9 protein-coding genes are annotated in these 13,790 nt (G+C 71.0%); 1 reads left to right on the top strand and 8 read right to left on the bottom strand.

Annotated elements, in window-relative coordinates:
- Positions 1-83: 83 nt before the first annotated feature.
- The 8 genes from IE140_RS30700 to eccD form a co-directional block, all read right to left on the bottom strand.
- Positions 84-452 (bottom strand): hypothetical protein, encoded by a 369-nt coding sequence (locus IE140_RS30700; protein ID WP_006122780.1) that lies wholly within the window; start codon positions 450-452, stop codon positions 84-86.
- A gap of 4 nt (positions 453-456) precedes the next feature.
- Entirely contained in the window at positions 457-912 is a 456-nt protein-coding gene (locus IE140_RS30695; RefSeq protein ID WP_150195108.1) for a YbaB/EbfC family nucleoid-associated protein, read from the bottom strand.
- A 112-nt stretch (positions 913-1,024) separates the two neighbouring features.
- Entirely contained in the window at positions 1,025-4,558 is a 3,534-nt protein-coding gene (locus IE140_RS36475; protein WP_150195110.1) for an AAWKG family protein, read from the bottom strand.
- A gap of 48 nt (positions 4,559-4,606) precedes the next feature.
- The gene (locus IE140_RS30685) at positions 4,607-5,080 is read right to left on the bottom strand and encodes a type VII secretion system-associated protein (protein WP_032769060.1); all 474 of its coding nucleotides are present in this window, start codon (positions 5,078-5,080) and stop codon (positions 4,607-4,609) included.
- Positions 5,081-5,191: 111 nt separating this feature from the next.
- Complete coding sequence (locus IE140_RS30680) at positions 5,192-5,500, bottom strand: WXG100 family type VII secretion target (protein WP_006122784.1); 309 nt, start codon at positions 5,498-5,500, stop codon at positions 5,192-5,194.
- 91 nt (positions 5,501-5,591) lie between these two features.
- Positions 5,592-5,927 carry a hypothetical protein gene (locus tag IE140_RS30675; RefSeq protein WP_010069962.1) on the bottom strand — a complete coding sequence of 112 codons (336 nt, stop codon included), beginning with the start codon at positions 5,925-5,927 and terminating at the stop codon, positions 5,592-5,594.
- Positions 5,928-6,370: 443 nt separating this feature from the next.
- Positions 6,371-7,915 carry a type VII secretion protein EccB gene (eccB, locus tag IE140_RS30670; RefSeq protein WP_150195112.1) on the bottom strand — a complete coding sequence of 515 codons (1,545 nt, stop codon included), beginning with the start codon at positions 7,913-7,915 and terminating at the stop codon, positions 6,371-6,373.
- A gap of 45 nt (positions 7,916-7,960) precedes the next feature.
- Positions 7,961-9,364 (bottom strand): type VII secretion integral membrane protein EccD, encoded by a 1,404-nt coding sequence (gene eccD / locus IE140_RS30665; protein WP_150195114.1) that lies wholly within the window; start codon positions 9,362-9,364, stop codon positions 7,961-7,963.
- Positions 9,365-9,770: 406 nt separating this feature from the next.
- Between eccD and eccCa the strand changes: the two genes are divergently transcribed.
- Positions 9,771-13,778: a type VII secretion protein EccCa gene (eccCa, locus tag IE140_RS30660; protein WP_195826270.1), complete on the top strand. Its 4,008-nt coding sequence runs from the start codon at positions 9,771-9,773 to the stop codon at positions 13,776-13,778.
- Positions 13,779-13,790: the final 12 nt, after the last annotated feature.

The following is a 13,790-nucleotide window of genomic DNA, read 5'->3' as shown; positions in this document are numbered from 1 at the left end:
ACCGACGGCCGCCCCGGGGGCCGTGCGGGCAGGACGGAGCGGCCGATCCCGGTCGCGTACGGGAGCGGCCTGCGGTGCGGAGGTCAGCGCCGGCCATGCCCGCCCGGGCCGTCGAATCCATCGGTTTCGAGGCGGCTGTTGCCGTGCTCGATCTCGTCGATGTTGCGGTCGCGGGTGTCCTTCATCATCCGGACGTTGCCGATCGTGGCGTCGGTGATGCCCACCAGGGCGTCCCTGATGGAGAGCATGGTGTCCTTGGTGGTCTGCCGCTCCTTCTGCTCCTGCGGCCTGGCCTTCTCCGAGAACTCGCTGTTGGTGCCGGGCCAGCTGACCGTGGGCGCCAGCTCGTCGAGGAACTCCTCGGTCATGGTCCGGGTGAGCGTCCCGATCTCCTCCAACTGGCGTGCCAGTGCCTCGATGCGCTCCGGGTCGACGTAGTACCGCTGTCCCATCCCGTCAGTCCTCTCCCTCGTCGCCGAGCGCGTCCCGCCAGGCGGGGGCAGCCGGGCCGCCGCGCGAGGTGGTCCCGTCGTCGTCCCGCAGGACCTCGGGGCCGAAGACGCGCTCCCAGTCGAGCTCGAACCCCTTCAACTCCGGCACGTTGCTGCTGGGTTCGGTGAAGGGGGCCATCGCCTTCATCACATGCCGGTTCATTTTCAGCCGGGCCGCGCTCGCCGCTTCCAGGACGCTGGCGGCCAGCTCCTGAGGGGACATGTCGCGGTACTTGTTCTCCAGGAACTCGATCCCGGTCAGCTCGCCCTGCGGGCCTGCGGTGGCGCGAACCGCCCGGTCGGAGGAGAGCACGGAGAAGGAAGCCGACCGCAGTTCACGCTCTGTTCGCGCCACCGCCTCCTGGGCGGCCTGCAGTTCGGCCATGGCCTTCTCCAGGCGCTTCTCCAGTGGTTCCGTCACGCGCGTGCCCCTCGTTCCGTCCTGGTGCTCGTTCCGCTGTCCGTACGCACGACCGTACGTTCACCTCGCCGGGCCGGTACATCCGGCCCCGCTCCCCTGACCTGACCGTCCGTCACCTGCCGATCACGGCCGGGGTGCCACCTTCCTCGGTGCCCCAGACGTCCGCGTCCTCCTCCAGGTAGTCGGCGGACGTCATGGGCCTGCGCCCCTGCTCCTGTTCCTCCTCCGGGGACTCGCCGCCGGTGGTGGCCACCCGGGAGGCCGGGGTGAGGAAGGTGTCGCTGTCCTCCTGACGGTTCCACGGGCTGCGCCTGCGGCGGTTCCGGCGTTCGCTCTCCTCCGCCGCGTCGACCAGGACGGCGCGCACGCGCTCGCCGTTGCCCTTCTCCCCGCCCGCGCCCATGCCGCCCATGCCGCCGCCCATCGGCATGCCGGGGGTGCCGGGCGTGCCAGGGGCACCGGGGGCTCCCGGGCCGCCCCCGGTGCCGGGGGTCGTCGCGTTGTTCGTGGCGCTGTCGGAGAGCGGGGAGACCTGGCCGGGGATCTCCGACGACGGGAGGTTCGCGTCGGGAAGGCCTCCGCCGGAACCGCCCGCTCCCACCTGGGCGCTCAGCCCCAGTTCGGAGAGGGGGACGTCCCGGGTGGTGGTCCCGTCGCCTCCCCCACCACCGCCGCTTCCGCTGCCGCTGCTGCCGTTGGCGAGGTCCTTGAGCTCGTCGAGATCGAGATCCCGGTTCTCGTTCAGGCCGTCGAGGTCCCGGTTGCCGTTGAGGTCACCGAGGTTGCCGAGGTCACGGTTCCGGTCGAGGTCCCTCAAGTCGTCGAGGAAGTCCGGCCTGTCGTTGCTCCCGCGCGCGTTGAGCTCGTCGAGGGTGACCGTCTCCGTCCTGCCCTGCGGGTCGGTGACGGTGGCGATCCCGGTGTCCGGGTCGATGGAGTGGCTCGAACCGTCCGGGAAGGAGTTGAGGAACCGGCCGTTGTCCAGCGAGGAGACGGAACCGTCCGGGTTGGTGACCTCGGCCCCGTGGGTGAGGTCGGTGGTGACCTCGGAGCCGTCCGGGGCGATGCTGGTGAGCTGCCCCGTGTCGGGGTCGAAGACGGTCTTGCCGCCGTCCGGGAACGTGGTGGCGAAGTCGCCGTTCTCCAGCCCGGTGAGGCTGCCGGTCGAGGACTTCAGGCTCGCGTCGTCGGTGTTGAGGTTCCCCAGGCCGCCCAGGTCGTTGATGGTTTCCCGGTCACCGAGGTCACCGGGGGACTCCGTCGGCAGGTCGGCGTTGATGTTGTTCGGATCGCGGAGGTCCCCGATGTCGTTCCGGCCGTTCAGACCCCCGAGGTTGCCGAGGTTCTCCGTGGTGACGGTGCCGTCGGGGGCGGTGGAGACGGCCTGACCGGTCGCGGGATCGATCTCCTGCTTCGTACCGTCCGGGAACGTCGTCGTCAGCTTGCCGTCGTCGCCGAGGGAGGTGACGGAGCCGTCCGGGTTGGTGACCCGGGCGCCGTCGCCCAGGTTCTGCGTGGTGACGCTGCCGTCCGGGTGGGTGGTGGTGAGCACTCCGCTGTCCGGGTCGAAGGAGGTGCCGCTGCCGTCCGGGAAGGCGGTGGTGAGCTGGTTGCCGTCGAGCTGGGTCCGGGCGCCGGTCGGGGTGTCGAGGGAGCCGCCCGTACCGTTGTTGAGGTCGTCCAGGCTGCCCAGGTTCTCGGTGATCGCCTGGTTGGCCGCGGCGTCGGTGTTCCGCGTGGATCCGGGGCCGCCGTTGATCCCTCCGAGATTGCCGAGGTTGGAGGTCACGGGCACCGGGCCGCCGGCGGGGTTGTTCACGTCGCCGAGGTTGCCGAGGTTCTCGGAGACCGCGTTGTTCACGTCGTCGAGGCTCGGATTGTTCGAACCACCCTGGCCACCGGGGTTGTTGATGCCACCGAGGTCGCCGAGGCTCTCCGTCACCGGGACGTCCTGCTTGAGGTTGAGCAGATCGTCGAGGTTGTTGAGGTTCTCGCCTCCGCCGCCCGGCCCGTTGATGTTGCCGAGGCTCTCCTCCATCTGCTTGGCCTGTTCCTCGGCCTCCCGCTTGGCCTCCTCCTGCTCTCGCCGCTGCTCCTCGCGCAGCTCCTCCTGGTACCTCTTGTCCTCTTCGCGCTGCTGGTTCTGCTCCTCGCGCAGCTCGTCCTGGAGCTTCTTGTCCTCCTCGCGCTGGAGGCGCTGCTCCTCCCGCAGCTCGTCCTGGTACTTCCGGTCCTCCTCGCGCTGCTCCTCCTGCTCCTTGCGGAGCTCCTCCTGGAGCCGCTTGTCCTCCTCGCGCTGGAGGCGCTGCTCCTCCCGCAGCTCGTCCTGGTAGCGGCGGTTCTCCTCGTTCTCCTTCTCGATCCTCTCCCGCTCCTCCTCCGCCTTCTTCTCCTCGTACGCCTCCGAGGCCGTACCGGTCGACTTCGGCTCGGGTACGTTCTCGGAGAAGTCCTCGGAGAGCGAGAGGAACTGGTTGTTCAGGCGGGACTGCACCTCGCGGGCGGGCTTGACGAGGTAGTCGTCCACGCCCCGGCTCCAGATCTCGACCGCCTTGTCGCCGACCTTCGCCCAGTTGGCGATGTCGGTGAGGTCGAGGTATTCCGGATGCGTCTGCGAGAAGTCGCCGTGCGGGCTGTGGCGGACCGTCGTGGTGTAGCGGGTGGTCGTGGACGTGATCTCCGTCTTGGCCACGTTGTTGGCGTCGACCCACTGGGCCAGGTCGTCCAGGACGTAGCGCAGCACCCGGTGCGGGTCGTAGTAGTCGGACTGGGCCCACTTCAGCCAGGCGGCCAGCAGGTCCCTGGCGGCCTGTTCCAGATGCTGGCGGCCCAGGGAGAGGGCACGGGAGTAGACGGTGTTGCCGGTGCCGGTCTGGTCCCCGGTGCCGGCCGTGCTGTTGAAGGTCTCGACGTAGCTGTCGTAGTTCTCGCGGATCTTCGTGATGAGGCTGCGGAAGACCTCTGCGGCCTCTCCCTTCCAGCTCGCGTCGTCGCGGCCGAAACGGTCCTCCCAGTCCTTGAGGAGAGGTGCGTGGTCCTTGAAGAACTTGGCCGCGTAGTCGAAGGAGTGACCCGCGTTGTTGAAGGAGTCCAGGTCGACGGTGTCGGACTCCTTGGCGACCAGACCGCTGAACCGGCCGTCGCCGCTGTTCCCGTTCAGCAGGGCGATGAGCGCCGCGCGGGGCCCGTTCATGTACTGGGCCAACGGGATGGTGCTGAACTTGTCCTTGTTGTAGTCCGTGAACTCGTTGCCCTCGCGGACGGACACGTTGTTGACGTCGGTGGAGTCGGTGCCGGCGAAGATGATCTCGTCACCGGACTTCACGCGGCCCTCGAAGACGATCCGGGCCTGCATGATGGAGCGCTTCTTTCCGCTGTCGAAGAACCAGATGTCGTAGTCCTGGCCCTTGTTCTGCAGGAAGCCGGAGTCCTTGACGAGGAGGCTGAGGCTGCGCTCCTTGATGTCCATCCGGAAGAGCTTGCCGCCATGGTCGGAGCGGAGCGTGTCGAAGACCTTGCCGCGCTCGGGCACGGGGTACCCGGTGATGTGCTTGACGAGGTCGGCCCAGTTGTCGGCTGAGGCCGCTTCCGTGTCCTCGTACTTGTCGACGTTCTCCACGGATGATTCGTCGTACCGGTCAGCCACCGCGCGCCCTTTCTCGTCTCTCGCCGTCCACTCCGTGCGCGGGGGCGGCTAGTTCTCTTCCGTGTCCGAGGATCCGCTGGTGAGCGTGTCGACCTCTTCGAAGGTCTGGAGCAGCGTCTGTGCGTCGATCGCGTCCAGGTTCTTGTTCTTGGTCTTGTTGGCCTCTTCGATGGTGTCGGTGAGGGCTTCCTTGAGCTCCTTGAAGAGCTCCATCTGGTCCCCGAGCAGCTTGTCGAGGGAGGTCGCGACGGTCGTCACGCTCTCGACCAGCTTCGGACCGGAGACCAGCGCTTCCGTGTTCATCAGGCCGAGGCGCAGGAGCTGCTTCTGCTGGTCGAGGTTGTCGGGCGTGGTGTAGCCGCCGATCAGCTCGCCGAGGGGGCGGATGCGGCCGTCGCCCTCACCCTCGCCGTCCTCCTTGTGCTTCTTGGCTTTGGTGTAGACCGGGTGCACCTCGTTGTCGCGGAAGTTCTCCATCTGCTTGAGGTCGAAATGCTTGACGTCGGCCTGCTCACCGGCCATGGGACGTCCTCCTGCGGTCGGGTCCTGACGGGGGTCGCGGAGACGGAAGTGCGGGAGGCCGGGGGCCGCCTCCACCGCGTACGGGCGGGAAGGCGACCTCCGGCCGGGCGGCTAACGGGCCCGCACGTTCCCCCAGTTGTCGGCGCTGCGGCGCTCGTCGCGGGAGTGGTTGTCGTGGATGCTCTGGACCAGCTCGCCGCTGTCACCGAGGAGCAGAGCCATGTTCTTGGTCGCCTGGTCCCACTCGGCCTGGACGCCGCGGTACATCGCCTGGTCGTCACCCTCCCAGGAGGTGACGAGCGGCTTGAGCTCGTCCTCCAGGTTGTTGAGGGTGGTGATGATCTGCTGGGTCTGCTGCTTCAGCTCCTCGATCGCGTTGCGGACCGTGGAGTACTGCACATCGATGATGCCGTCGGCCATGACATCTCCTCTCGGGTGGCCGGGCCCGCGGGCCCGGGGATGCTCACAGGTTCCGGCCGCCGCACAGGGGGCCGGCGCCGCCGGGGACGGGTCAGCGCAGCGCCTCGAAGACGCCCTGGCTGGTCTTGCTGTTGAGCACCTCGGTGAGGTCCTGGTTCTCCTTCGCCAGCCGGTCGGCCGACGTGACGTTCTCCTGGAGCGCGTCGATCATCTTGCTGATCTGCACGACGACCTTCTGCGCCTCGCCGTTCCAGCTGCGGAACAGCTTCAGCAGGGCCTGGCCCTCGTCGCCGCCGACACCCGAACGCGCCGCGATCTCACCGACGTTGTTCTGGATCTTCTCGACCGCCGCCCGGGCCGACTCCAGCGAGGAGACACCTCCCAGGCCCTTGGCATAGTCCGCCCGCCTCTGGCCGCTGTCCGCCATGTCGCGCTCCCTTCGTTGAGTGACTTCTCGTCGCACCGTTGCCCGCCGAGGCTAAAGAGAAATCGCCGTCCGCCGCAACGCATGCAGGGAAGATTTGAGCATAGTTCTTCGGGTCGGATTCCTTGCATGCCAACGGAGTTGTCCGAAGGTTTCCACGAAATGAACGCGGACCGGCCGCCGTCCGGGCGTACCGGTCCATCCGGACGGGAAACGGGCAGCCGGAGAATCCGAACGGTCATCGAGGCGGCCCGTTTCCGGTGCGGTGCGTCTCTTTCGCGGGTTTCCGCAGAGTGCCTGGCGCTCAATTTCTGAGCTTTTTCTGAGGTTTCCCTTCGGACGCGGTCCAGCCCCAATAGGCCGCGGTCGATGCCGAGTCATGGGTGAAGGCCCGCTTCCCCACCCATTTCTCTTTCTTCGGCACCCTATGGGGGATTTCTCCTGGATCATGGCCGGGAGTCGCCTGCCCCGTCCTTGGCGGAAGCCCCGCACTTCGGTGCGGTGACCCGGGGTTCCGCGGCGCCGGTGGCGGCGGCCGGGTCGAGGTCCGCTCCGGTCGGCAGAGCGGCGAGCAGGGGTGCGGGGACCGAGCCGATGTCCCCTTCGCCGTACCCGAGCGCCGTCAGGGCGCCCTTGGCCGGGAACCGGTACTTCACGCCGTTGTCCGCGACCAGATACGTGGTTCCGGCGTGTGCGGCGCCGCTCGCGTGCAGGGCCCGGACCAGCGCGCCACGCCCGGGGCGTACGACGGTGGCGTCGGTCCGTACGCAGGCCGCGGCCAGCGGCTGGGCGGTTCCCTGCGACACCGCGACGGGGGCGAGAGCGGTCAGCGGGACCAGCACCGACCGGATCCGCGCGCCGCCGTCGCCGCCGTCCACCTGGGCACAGAGCGCGGTGCCGCGCGGTGCGGAATGCGGGGCCGGCGGCGTACGGGGCAGCTCAGCGCCCGCGGAGCCGGCGGCGGCCGCCTCCTCGGCCCGGTGGGTCCGGAGCGCGTCGGCGCCGACCGCGCGGGCCTCGGGCGAGCGCCCCTGGTAGGCGTCCTTCTGGGTGGCCGGGTCGCCCAGCACGAGGGCGGCCTGCAGACCGGAGAGCGGTACGAGCCCGTCCTTGAGCAGCAGGTGGTAGGAGCTGCCGCCGCCGGGCACACTCACCTCGAAGAGCTGGCCGACCGTGCTCGGTTCACCGCCGATGACCGGGCCCTTCCCCCCGCGTCCCGGGACCGCCGGCGGCTTCAGGACGGGGCCGGGGGCGAGGGCGTCGAGGAAGGCGGCAGAGACCGGCATGGCCTGTTCGGAGCCGTAGCCGAGGGCGTTGCGGGCGTCGGACACGCGGTCCAGCGCGAGCCGGCTGCCCCGCCACACCAGGTACTCGGTGCGGTCCGGGCCGCGTACGAGCACCCCGCGGTCGCCGCCGACGTCCTGGGAGTCCAGCGGGGCCCCGGCGACGACGGTGGTGGCCCCCGGCCGGTCCACTCCGGCGTCCGCGACGCCGCCCGAGGTGCTGGGCAGGGGGCCGTCCGGCCCGGTGACGCACATGTGCCAGGCGCCCGCGTCCAGCCGTCCCGGGTCGGGCAGGGTGTCCGGGGCGCCGGGTATGCCCGCCGGGGTTCCCACGGGGACGTCCCGCAGCGAGGCGGTGGAGACGTCCACGGACTTGAGGTCGGACCCGCCGATCAGCCGGGCCGAGGCGTAGTTGCGCACCGGGTGCAGGACGCCGTCGGTTCCGGTCCACAGGTAGCGTGCGCCGGTGTCGCGGTTGACCACCAGGTGCTCGCCCTTGCGCCAGGTGTCGTTGCCGCCGGGGCGCAGCAGCCCGTAGACGGTGGCGCCCGCGCCGATCAGGACGGTCACCAGCAGGCCGAAGACGACGCCGCGCGTGGTACGGCCCAGCGGGCTCTCGGGGGCATCCGGGTCGGCCATCAGCAGGCCCGAGCTGAGCCTGCCCATCATGAATCCGTGGGCCTGGACCTGGTCGCGCTTGGACTGCACAGCCTCTCCTCAACTCGTTTCTGGTCGTCCGGCGTACGCGGGTGCTCAGCCGAACAGGCCGCGCAGCCAGCCGAAGAGGCCCGCCACCCACAGGGCGAACGGCAGCAACGCGACCGCGAAGCCGGTGTGGGCCAGCTCCGCCGCCCGCCCCCAGTACGGCAGCACCCGGCGGCCGGGCACGATCCAGGACGCGGTCACCAGGGCGGCGGCGGAGGCGAGCAGCACCGCGAAGACGATCACGCGGCCGTCGGCGTCGCTGTCCACCGCCCAGGCGCGGGCGAGGAGCAGCAGCCCCAGGATCCCGGGCACGGCGAGGGTGAGCCGCTGGCCGATGTGGACCAGGCCCCGGGAGTGCAGGAGCAGCAGCAGTGCCAGAGCGAGCGCGGTGAGCGTCTCGGGGAGGTCCGGGTGGTGGGCCAGGACGGCGAGTGCGGCGGCGGTGGTGGTGCCGGTGGCCGCGAAGAGCGCGGTGACCCAGCGTCCGGCGAGTTCGGTGCGTTCGGCGACCTCGTCGCCCGCGTACGGGTCGATGCCCTCCTGGAGCTGTCCGGCGGAGGACGGCAGGGCGGGCATACGCATTCCGGCCAACTTGAAAGCGAAGGGCGCCACGGCTCCGGCGGCGAGCACGACGACCGTCGCCACCAGGGCGACCGAGGCCGCCGCGTCCAGGCTCGTGTAGCCCATCAGGGCCCCGGCGACCGCGGCGGCCACGGCGACCACGGCGGTGGCCAGCAGGGCGGGGGCGCCGACGGCGGTCGCGGCGAGCGCGAGGACCGCGCCGCCCGCCGCGGCGGCGCCGGCCGCCAGCAGCCGCGCGCCGACGACCCGCGCCGCGTCGGGGCCGGTCAGGTCGCCGCCGGGCAGCACCCAGCCGACCAGGGCGAAGCACGGGGCGACCAGCAGGCCGAGAGCGGTCGCGGAGAGGCGGTCGCCGACCGCGCGGCTGGCGGAGCCGGCGCCCGCGAGGAGCAGCACTCCGGCCACGGCCGCGCAGGCCGCCCGGGTGGCGGAGTCGGCCACGCCGGGCTGGAACACCATCACCAGAGCGGTCGCCACGGTCGCCACGGCGGCGCCGACCAGCAGTCCTCGGGCCGCTCCGGCGTGCCAGGTGTGCAGCCGGCGGCCGACCGTCTCGGCCATCCCGTCGACCAGGTCGTCGAGCCGGGCCTCGGGCAGCGCCTCGGTGTGCGGGCGCAGGTGGAGCACCGCGCCGTCGGCGAGACCGGCCCGGGCCAGGGTGGTCTCCTCGTCGAGCGGGGCGTCGCCGAGCCGCTGGAGCACCCAGCCGGCGTGGTCGAGCCCGGCCTCCTCGGCCTCCTCACCGACGTACCGCAGGAGGGTGGGGAGCAGATCGGCGACCGGTACGTCGGCGGGCACGGCCAGATCGATGGTGACGCTCGGCGCACGTACGGTCAGGCGGCACGTTTCGGCCACCGCACTGTCGGTCATCAGCAGAACTCTCGTCTTCCGTGCAGGCTTTGACAGAGGACTTCCCCGGCGAGAGGGAATGTGCGAACAGTACGGAAAGTCCGCGCGGCCGTGAAGCCGGGGGCCCGGCAGGGAAATTGTGCCCGCGCACCGGGTGCGGGCCCCTCCCGCGTGGACAGGGCGCGTTCCGTGAATGCAGACTACTGCCTGCGGCCACCGGCCGTGCTGCGGGCCGGGCTTCGAATCCGGTATGCGGTTGCGCCTTCCGGGAAGTCGGCCGCTCCGCGCAATCCGCTCGATACATTCACCCGGCGTTCATCGGAGCATGTGCCGCGACCGAATGAATCAGCCTGGTGCGGTCTTTCCCGCTGCCGGGTGCACCGGTATTCGGCGGGCGGCAAAGCCAGTGAACCGGAGGTTCTGTTCCTTGAGTGTCGTGCTGTTTCGCCGTCCGGCCCGCCGGCGCGGGCCGGAGATGCCCGAGGGGCAGTTGACCCTCCAGGAGCCGCCCGTCCTCGCCGAGACGGTGCCCGACACCTCGGCGGTGTGGACGTACCTGCCGATGGCGTTGATGTCGGTGTCGATGATGCTGATGTTCCTGCGCCCCGGCGGCGGGAACGGCGTCTTCATGTATCTGGCGATGGGCGTCATGGCGCTCTCCGCCGGCGCGATGCTGCTGGGGCAGCTGATGCGGCGCTCCAGCGAGCGCAAGCAACGACTGAAGGGTGAACGGCGCGACTATCTGCGCTACTTGGCCCAGACCCGCAAGCGGGTGCGGACCACCATCGCGGAGCAGCAGCGGGCGCTCGCCTGGCGTCACCCGGAGCCGGCCTCGCTCCGCTCGCTGGCCCGCACCTCCAGGTTGTGGGAACGCCGCCCGGCCGACGAGGACTTCGGCGAGGTCCGTCTCGCGGTGGGCGAACAGCAGCTCGCGCTCACGCTGAACCCGGTCTCCACCCGTCCGGTCGAGGATCTCGAACCCCTCTGCGCGCACGCCCTGCGCCGCTTCATCCGGGCCTACTCCACCATCCCGGAGCAGCCGCTGGGACTCTATCTGCGCTCCTCGGCCCGGATCCTGCTGCGCCCGGAGGAGACGCCCGGCGAGGAGGGCGCGGCGGCCGGTGCGGACGGCAGCGATGACGTACGGGCGCTGGTGCGGGCGATGCTCGGGCAGCTGGCGGTGTTCCACGCACCCGAGGAGCTGTGGATCGCGTTCTGCGTCAGCGACGAGCGGCGGGCCGACTGGGAGTGGGTCAAGTGGCTGCCGCACGTGCTGGATCCGCACGAGGAGGACGGGGCGGGGCAGGCCCGCCGGATCACCGCCGACCTCACCGAGCTGGACGATCTGCTCGGCGCCGAGTTCGCCGAGCGCCCCGGGTTCGACCCGGACGCCCGGCCCGGCCGCGACGAGCCGTACACCGTCGTCGTGCTGGACGGCGTCAGCGTCCCGGAGGGCCACCGCTGGGAGGGCCACGGCTACCGCAACGCCCTGATCCTGGATGTGTCCGAGGCGCTGCGCTGGCGGCCCGGCCGCAACACGCTGCGCCTCACCGTGGGGCCCGGCCAGGTGAACCTGGTGCGCACCGACCGCAGCCGCAAGGAGCGCACGGTGCCGCTCGGCCGCCCCGACCGGCTCGGCCCGCTCGGCGCGGAGGCGCTGGCCCGGCTGCTCACCCCGCGCCGGATGAGCCTCGGCACCGACATCGCGCAGCCGCTGGACACCGACGTCGAGCTGACCACCCTGCTCGGCATCCCCGATCTCCACCGGCACGACCCGCAGACCCTGTTCGCCCGGCACTCCGGCTCCGGCCGGCTGCGGGTGCCGATCGCGGTCGGCGTGGACGGCCGCCCGGTCGAGCTCGACATCAAGGAGTCCGCGCAGGGCGGCATGGGCCCGCACGGCATGCTGATCGGGGCCACCGGCTCCGGCAAGAGCGAGCTGCTGCGCACCCTCGTCCTCGGTCTCGCCCTGACCAACTCCTCCGAGACCCTCAACTTCGTCCTGGTCGACTTCAAGGGCGGCGCCACCTTCCTCGGCCTGGAGGAACTCCCGCACACCTCCGCCGTGATCACCAACCTGGCCGACGAAGTCGCCCTGGTGGAACGCATGCAGGACGCGCTGCACGGTGAACTCATCCGCCGCCAGGAGCTGCTGCGCGCGGCGGGCAACTACACCTCGGCGCTGGAGTACGAGCGGGCCCGCGCCGCCGGCGCCGACCTGGCGCCGCTTCCCAGCCTCTTCGTGGTGGTCGACGAGTTCAGCGAACTGCTGTCCACCCATCGGGAGTTCATGGAGCTGTTCGTGATGATCGGCCGCCTCGGCCGGTCGCTCGGCGTCCATCTGCTGCTCGCCTCGCAGCGCCTGGACGAGGGGCGTATGCACCAGCTGGAGAGCCATCTCTCGTACCGCATCGGGCTGCGGACCTTCTCCGCGATGGAGAGCCGCGGGGTGCTCGGCGTACCGGACGCCTACGAGCTGCCCGCGGCGCCCGGCAGCGGCTATCTGAAGTCCGGGGTGGAGGCCCTGACCCGGTTCCGTGCCGCGTACTCCTCGGGGACGTACCGGCGCAGGACCGGTGCGGTGGTGCAGGCCCGGGTGGCGAGCCAGGTGGTCCCGTGGACGAGCGGGTGGGTGGTGCCGCGCACCCTGGAGACCCCGCCCGATCCGGAGCCGGAGACGGAGGAGGCCGAGGACGAGGAGGCGCTGCTCGATGTGGCGCTGGACCGGCTGCGCGGCTCCGGGCCGGATGCCCACCAGGTGTGGCTGCCGCCGCTGGACGAGCCGTCCCCGCTGGACGCGCTGCTGCCGGGGATCGCGCCGGACGAGGAGCGGGGCCTGACCGCCTCGCGCTGGCCGGGCACCGCGAAGCTGCGGGTGCCGGTCGGCCTGGTGGACAAGCCGTTCGAGCAGCGGCGCGACCCGCTGGTCGTGGACCTGGCCGGGGCGGGCGGCCATGTCGCCGTCGCGGGCGGTTCGCAGAGCGGCAAGTCCACGGTCGCCCGGACCCTCATCGCCGCCCTCGCGCTCACCCACACCCCGGCCGAAGTGCAGTTCTACTGCCTGGACTTCGGCGGCGGTGGTCTCTCCCAGCTCGCCGCGCTCCCGCACGTCGGCGGGGTCGCCGCGCGGCTCAACCCGGAGCGGGTGCACCGGACGGTGGCCGAGGTGATGACGCTCCTGGCCCGCCGTGAGCAGTTCTTCGTGGACCACACCCTGGACTCCATGCAGTCCTACCGGCGGCGCCGCGCCGCCGGGGAGTTCCCCGACGAGCCGTTCGGCGATGTCTTCATGGTGGTCGACGGCTGGTCCACGGTCCGCCAGGACTACGACGACCTGATCCCGAAGTTCAACGAACTCGCCGCCCGGGGCCTCAACTACGGCATCCATCTGCTCATCACCACCACCCGCTGGGTGGAACTGTCCGCGCAGGTCCGCGACCAGGCCGCCACCCGCCTCGAACTGCGGATGGGTGATCCGATGGACTCCGAGATCGACACCCGCAAGGCCCGTTCGGTGCCGCGCACCGGCGGCCGGGGCATCACCGCCGACAGCAAGATGCACTTCCTCGCGGGCCTGCCCCGGCTGGACGGCAGCGGCTCCCTGGAGGACCTGGGCGAGGGCGTGGCCCATCTGGTCGGCGAGATCTCCCGGCACTGGTCCGGTCCCGCCGCCCCGCAGGTACGCATGCTCCCGCACCGGCTGCCGGTCTCCGAACTCCCCTCCCCCGAGGCCACGGAGGGTGGCGGCATGCGCCTCGCGCTCGGTCTCGACCAGGACGCGCTGGAGCCGGTCTGGCACGACTTCAGCCGGACGCCGCACCTGATCGCGGTCGGCGACACCGAGAGCGGCAAGACCAACCTGCTGCGCCTGATCACGCAGGGCATCACCGCCCGGTACGCCCCCGAGGAGGCGAAGATCATCGCGGTGGACTACCGCCGCACCCTGGTCGACGCCATCCCCGAGGAGTACCGCATCGGGCATGTCATCTCCCTCGACAACCTCAACGAGACCATCGAGGGCGCGGCCCGCGCGATGAAGACCCGGGTGCCCGGAGCCGACATCTCGCCCGCCCGGATGCGCCGGTGCGACTGGTGGACGGGCCCGCGCCTGTTCGTCCTGGTCGACGACTACGACATGGTGTCGAGCAACTCCTTCCAGAGCCCCTTCGAGCCGCTCTTCGAGCATCTGACCCTCGGCTACGAGATGGGCCTGCATCTGGTCGTCGCCCGCAGCGCGATGGGCGCGGGGCGCGGTCTGAGCGACGGCCTGATCCGCCGCCTGGACGAGGCCAACAACCCGGCGGTCCTGCTCTCCTGCCCGCCCACGGAGGGCCGCCTGTTCGGCAACGCGAAGCCGCTGAACCTGCCGCCGGGCCGGGCCCTGCACATCCAGCGCCGCAAGCCGCGGCTGGTGCAGACGGCCCTGGTGGAATAGAACGCGAAAGGG

The organism is Streptomyces parvus (assembly GCF_014648875.1).
GTDB lineage: Bacteria > Actinomycetota > Actinomycetes > Streptomycetales > Streptomycetaceae > Streptomyces > Streptomyces parvus.
The sequence above is the reverse complement of the archived record's forward strand: the minus strand, read 5'-3'. Positions and strand labels throughout refer to the sequence as shown.

What these genes read in the sequence shown, in the direction of transcription:
- IE140_RS30700 (WP_006122780.1), bottom strand. Translation starts at nt 452, where the DNA reads ATGGGACAGCGGTACTACGTCGACCCGGAGCGCATCGAGGCACTGGCA.
- IE140_RS30685 (WP_032769060.1), bottom strand. Translation starts at nt 5,080, where the DNA reads ATGGCCGGTGAGCAGGCCGACGTCAAGCATTTCGACCTCAAGCAGATG.
- IE140_RS30680 (WP_006122784.1), bottom strand. Translation starts at nt 5,500, where the DNA reads ATGGCCGACGGCATCATCGATGTGCAGTACTCCACGGTCCGCAACGCG.
- IE140_RS30675 (WP_010069962.1), bottom strand. Translation starts at nt 5,927, where the DNA reads ATGGCGGACAGCGGCCAGAGGCGGGCGGACTATGCCAAGGGCCTGGGA.
- eccD (WP_150195114.1), bottom strand. Translation starts at nt 9,364, where the DNA reads ATGACCGACAGTGCGGTGGCCGAAACGTGCCGCCTGACCGTACGTGCG.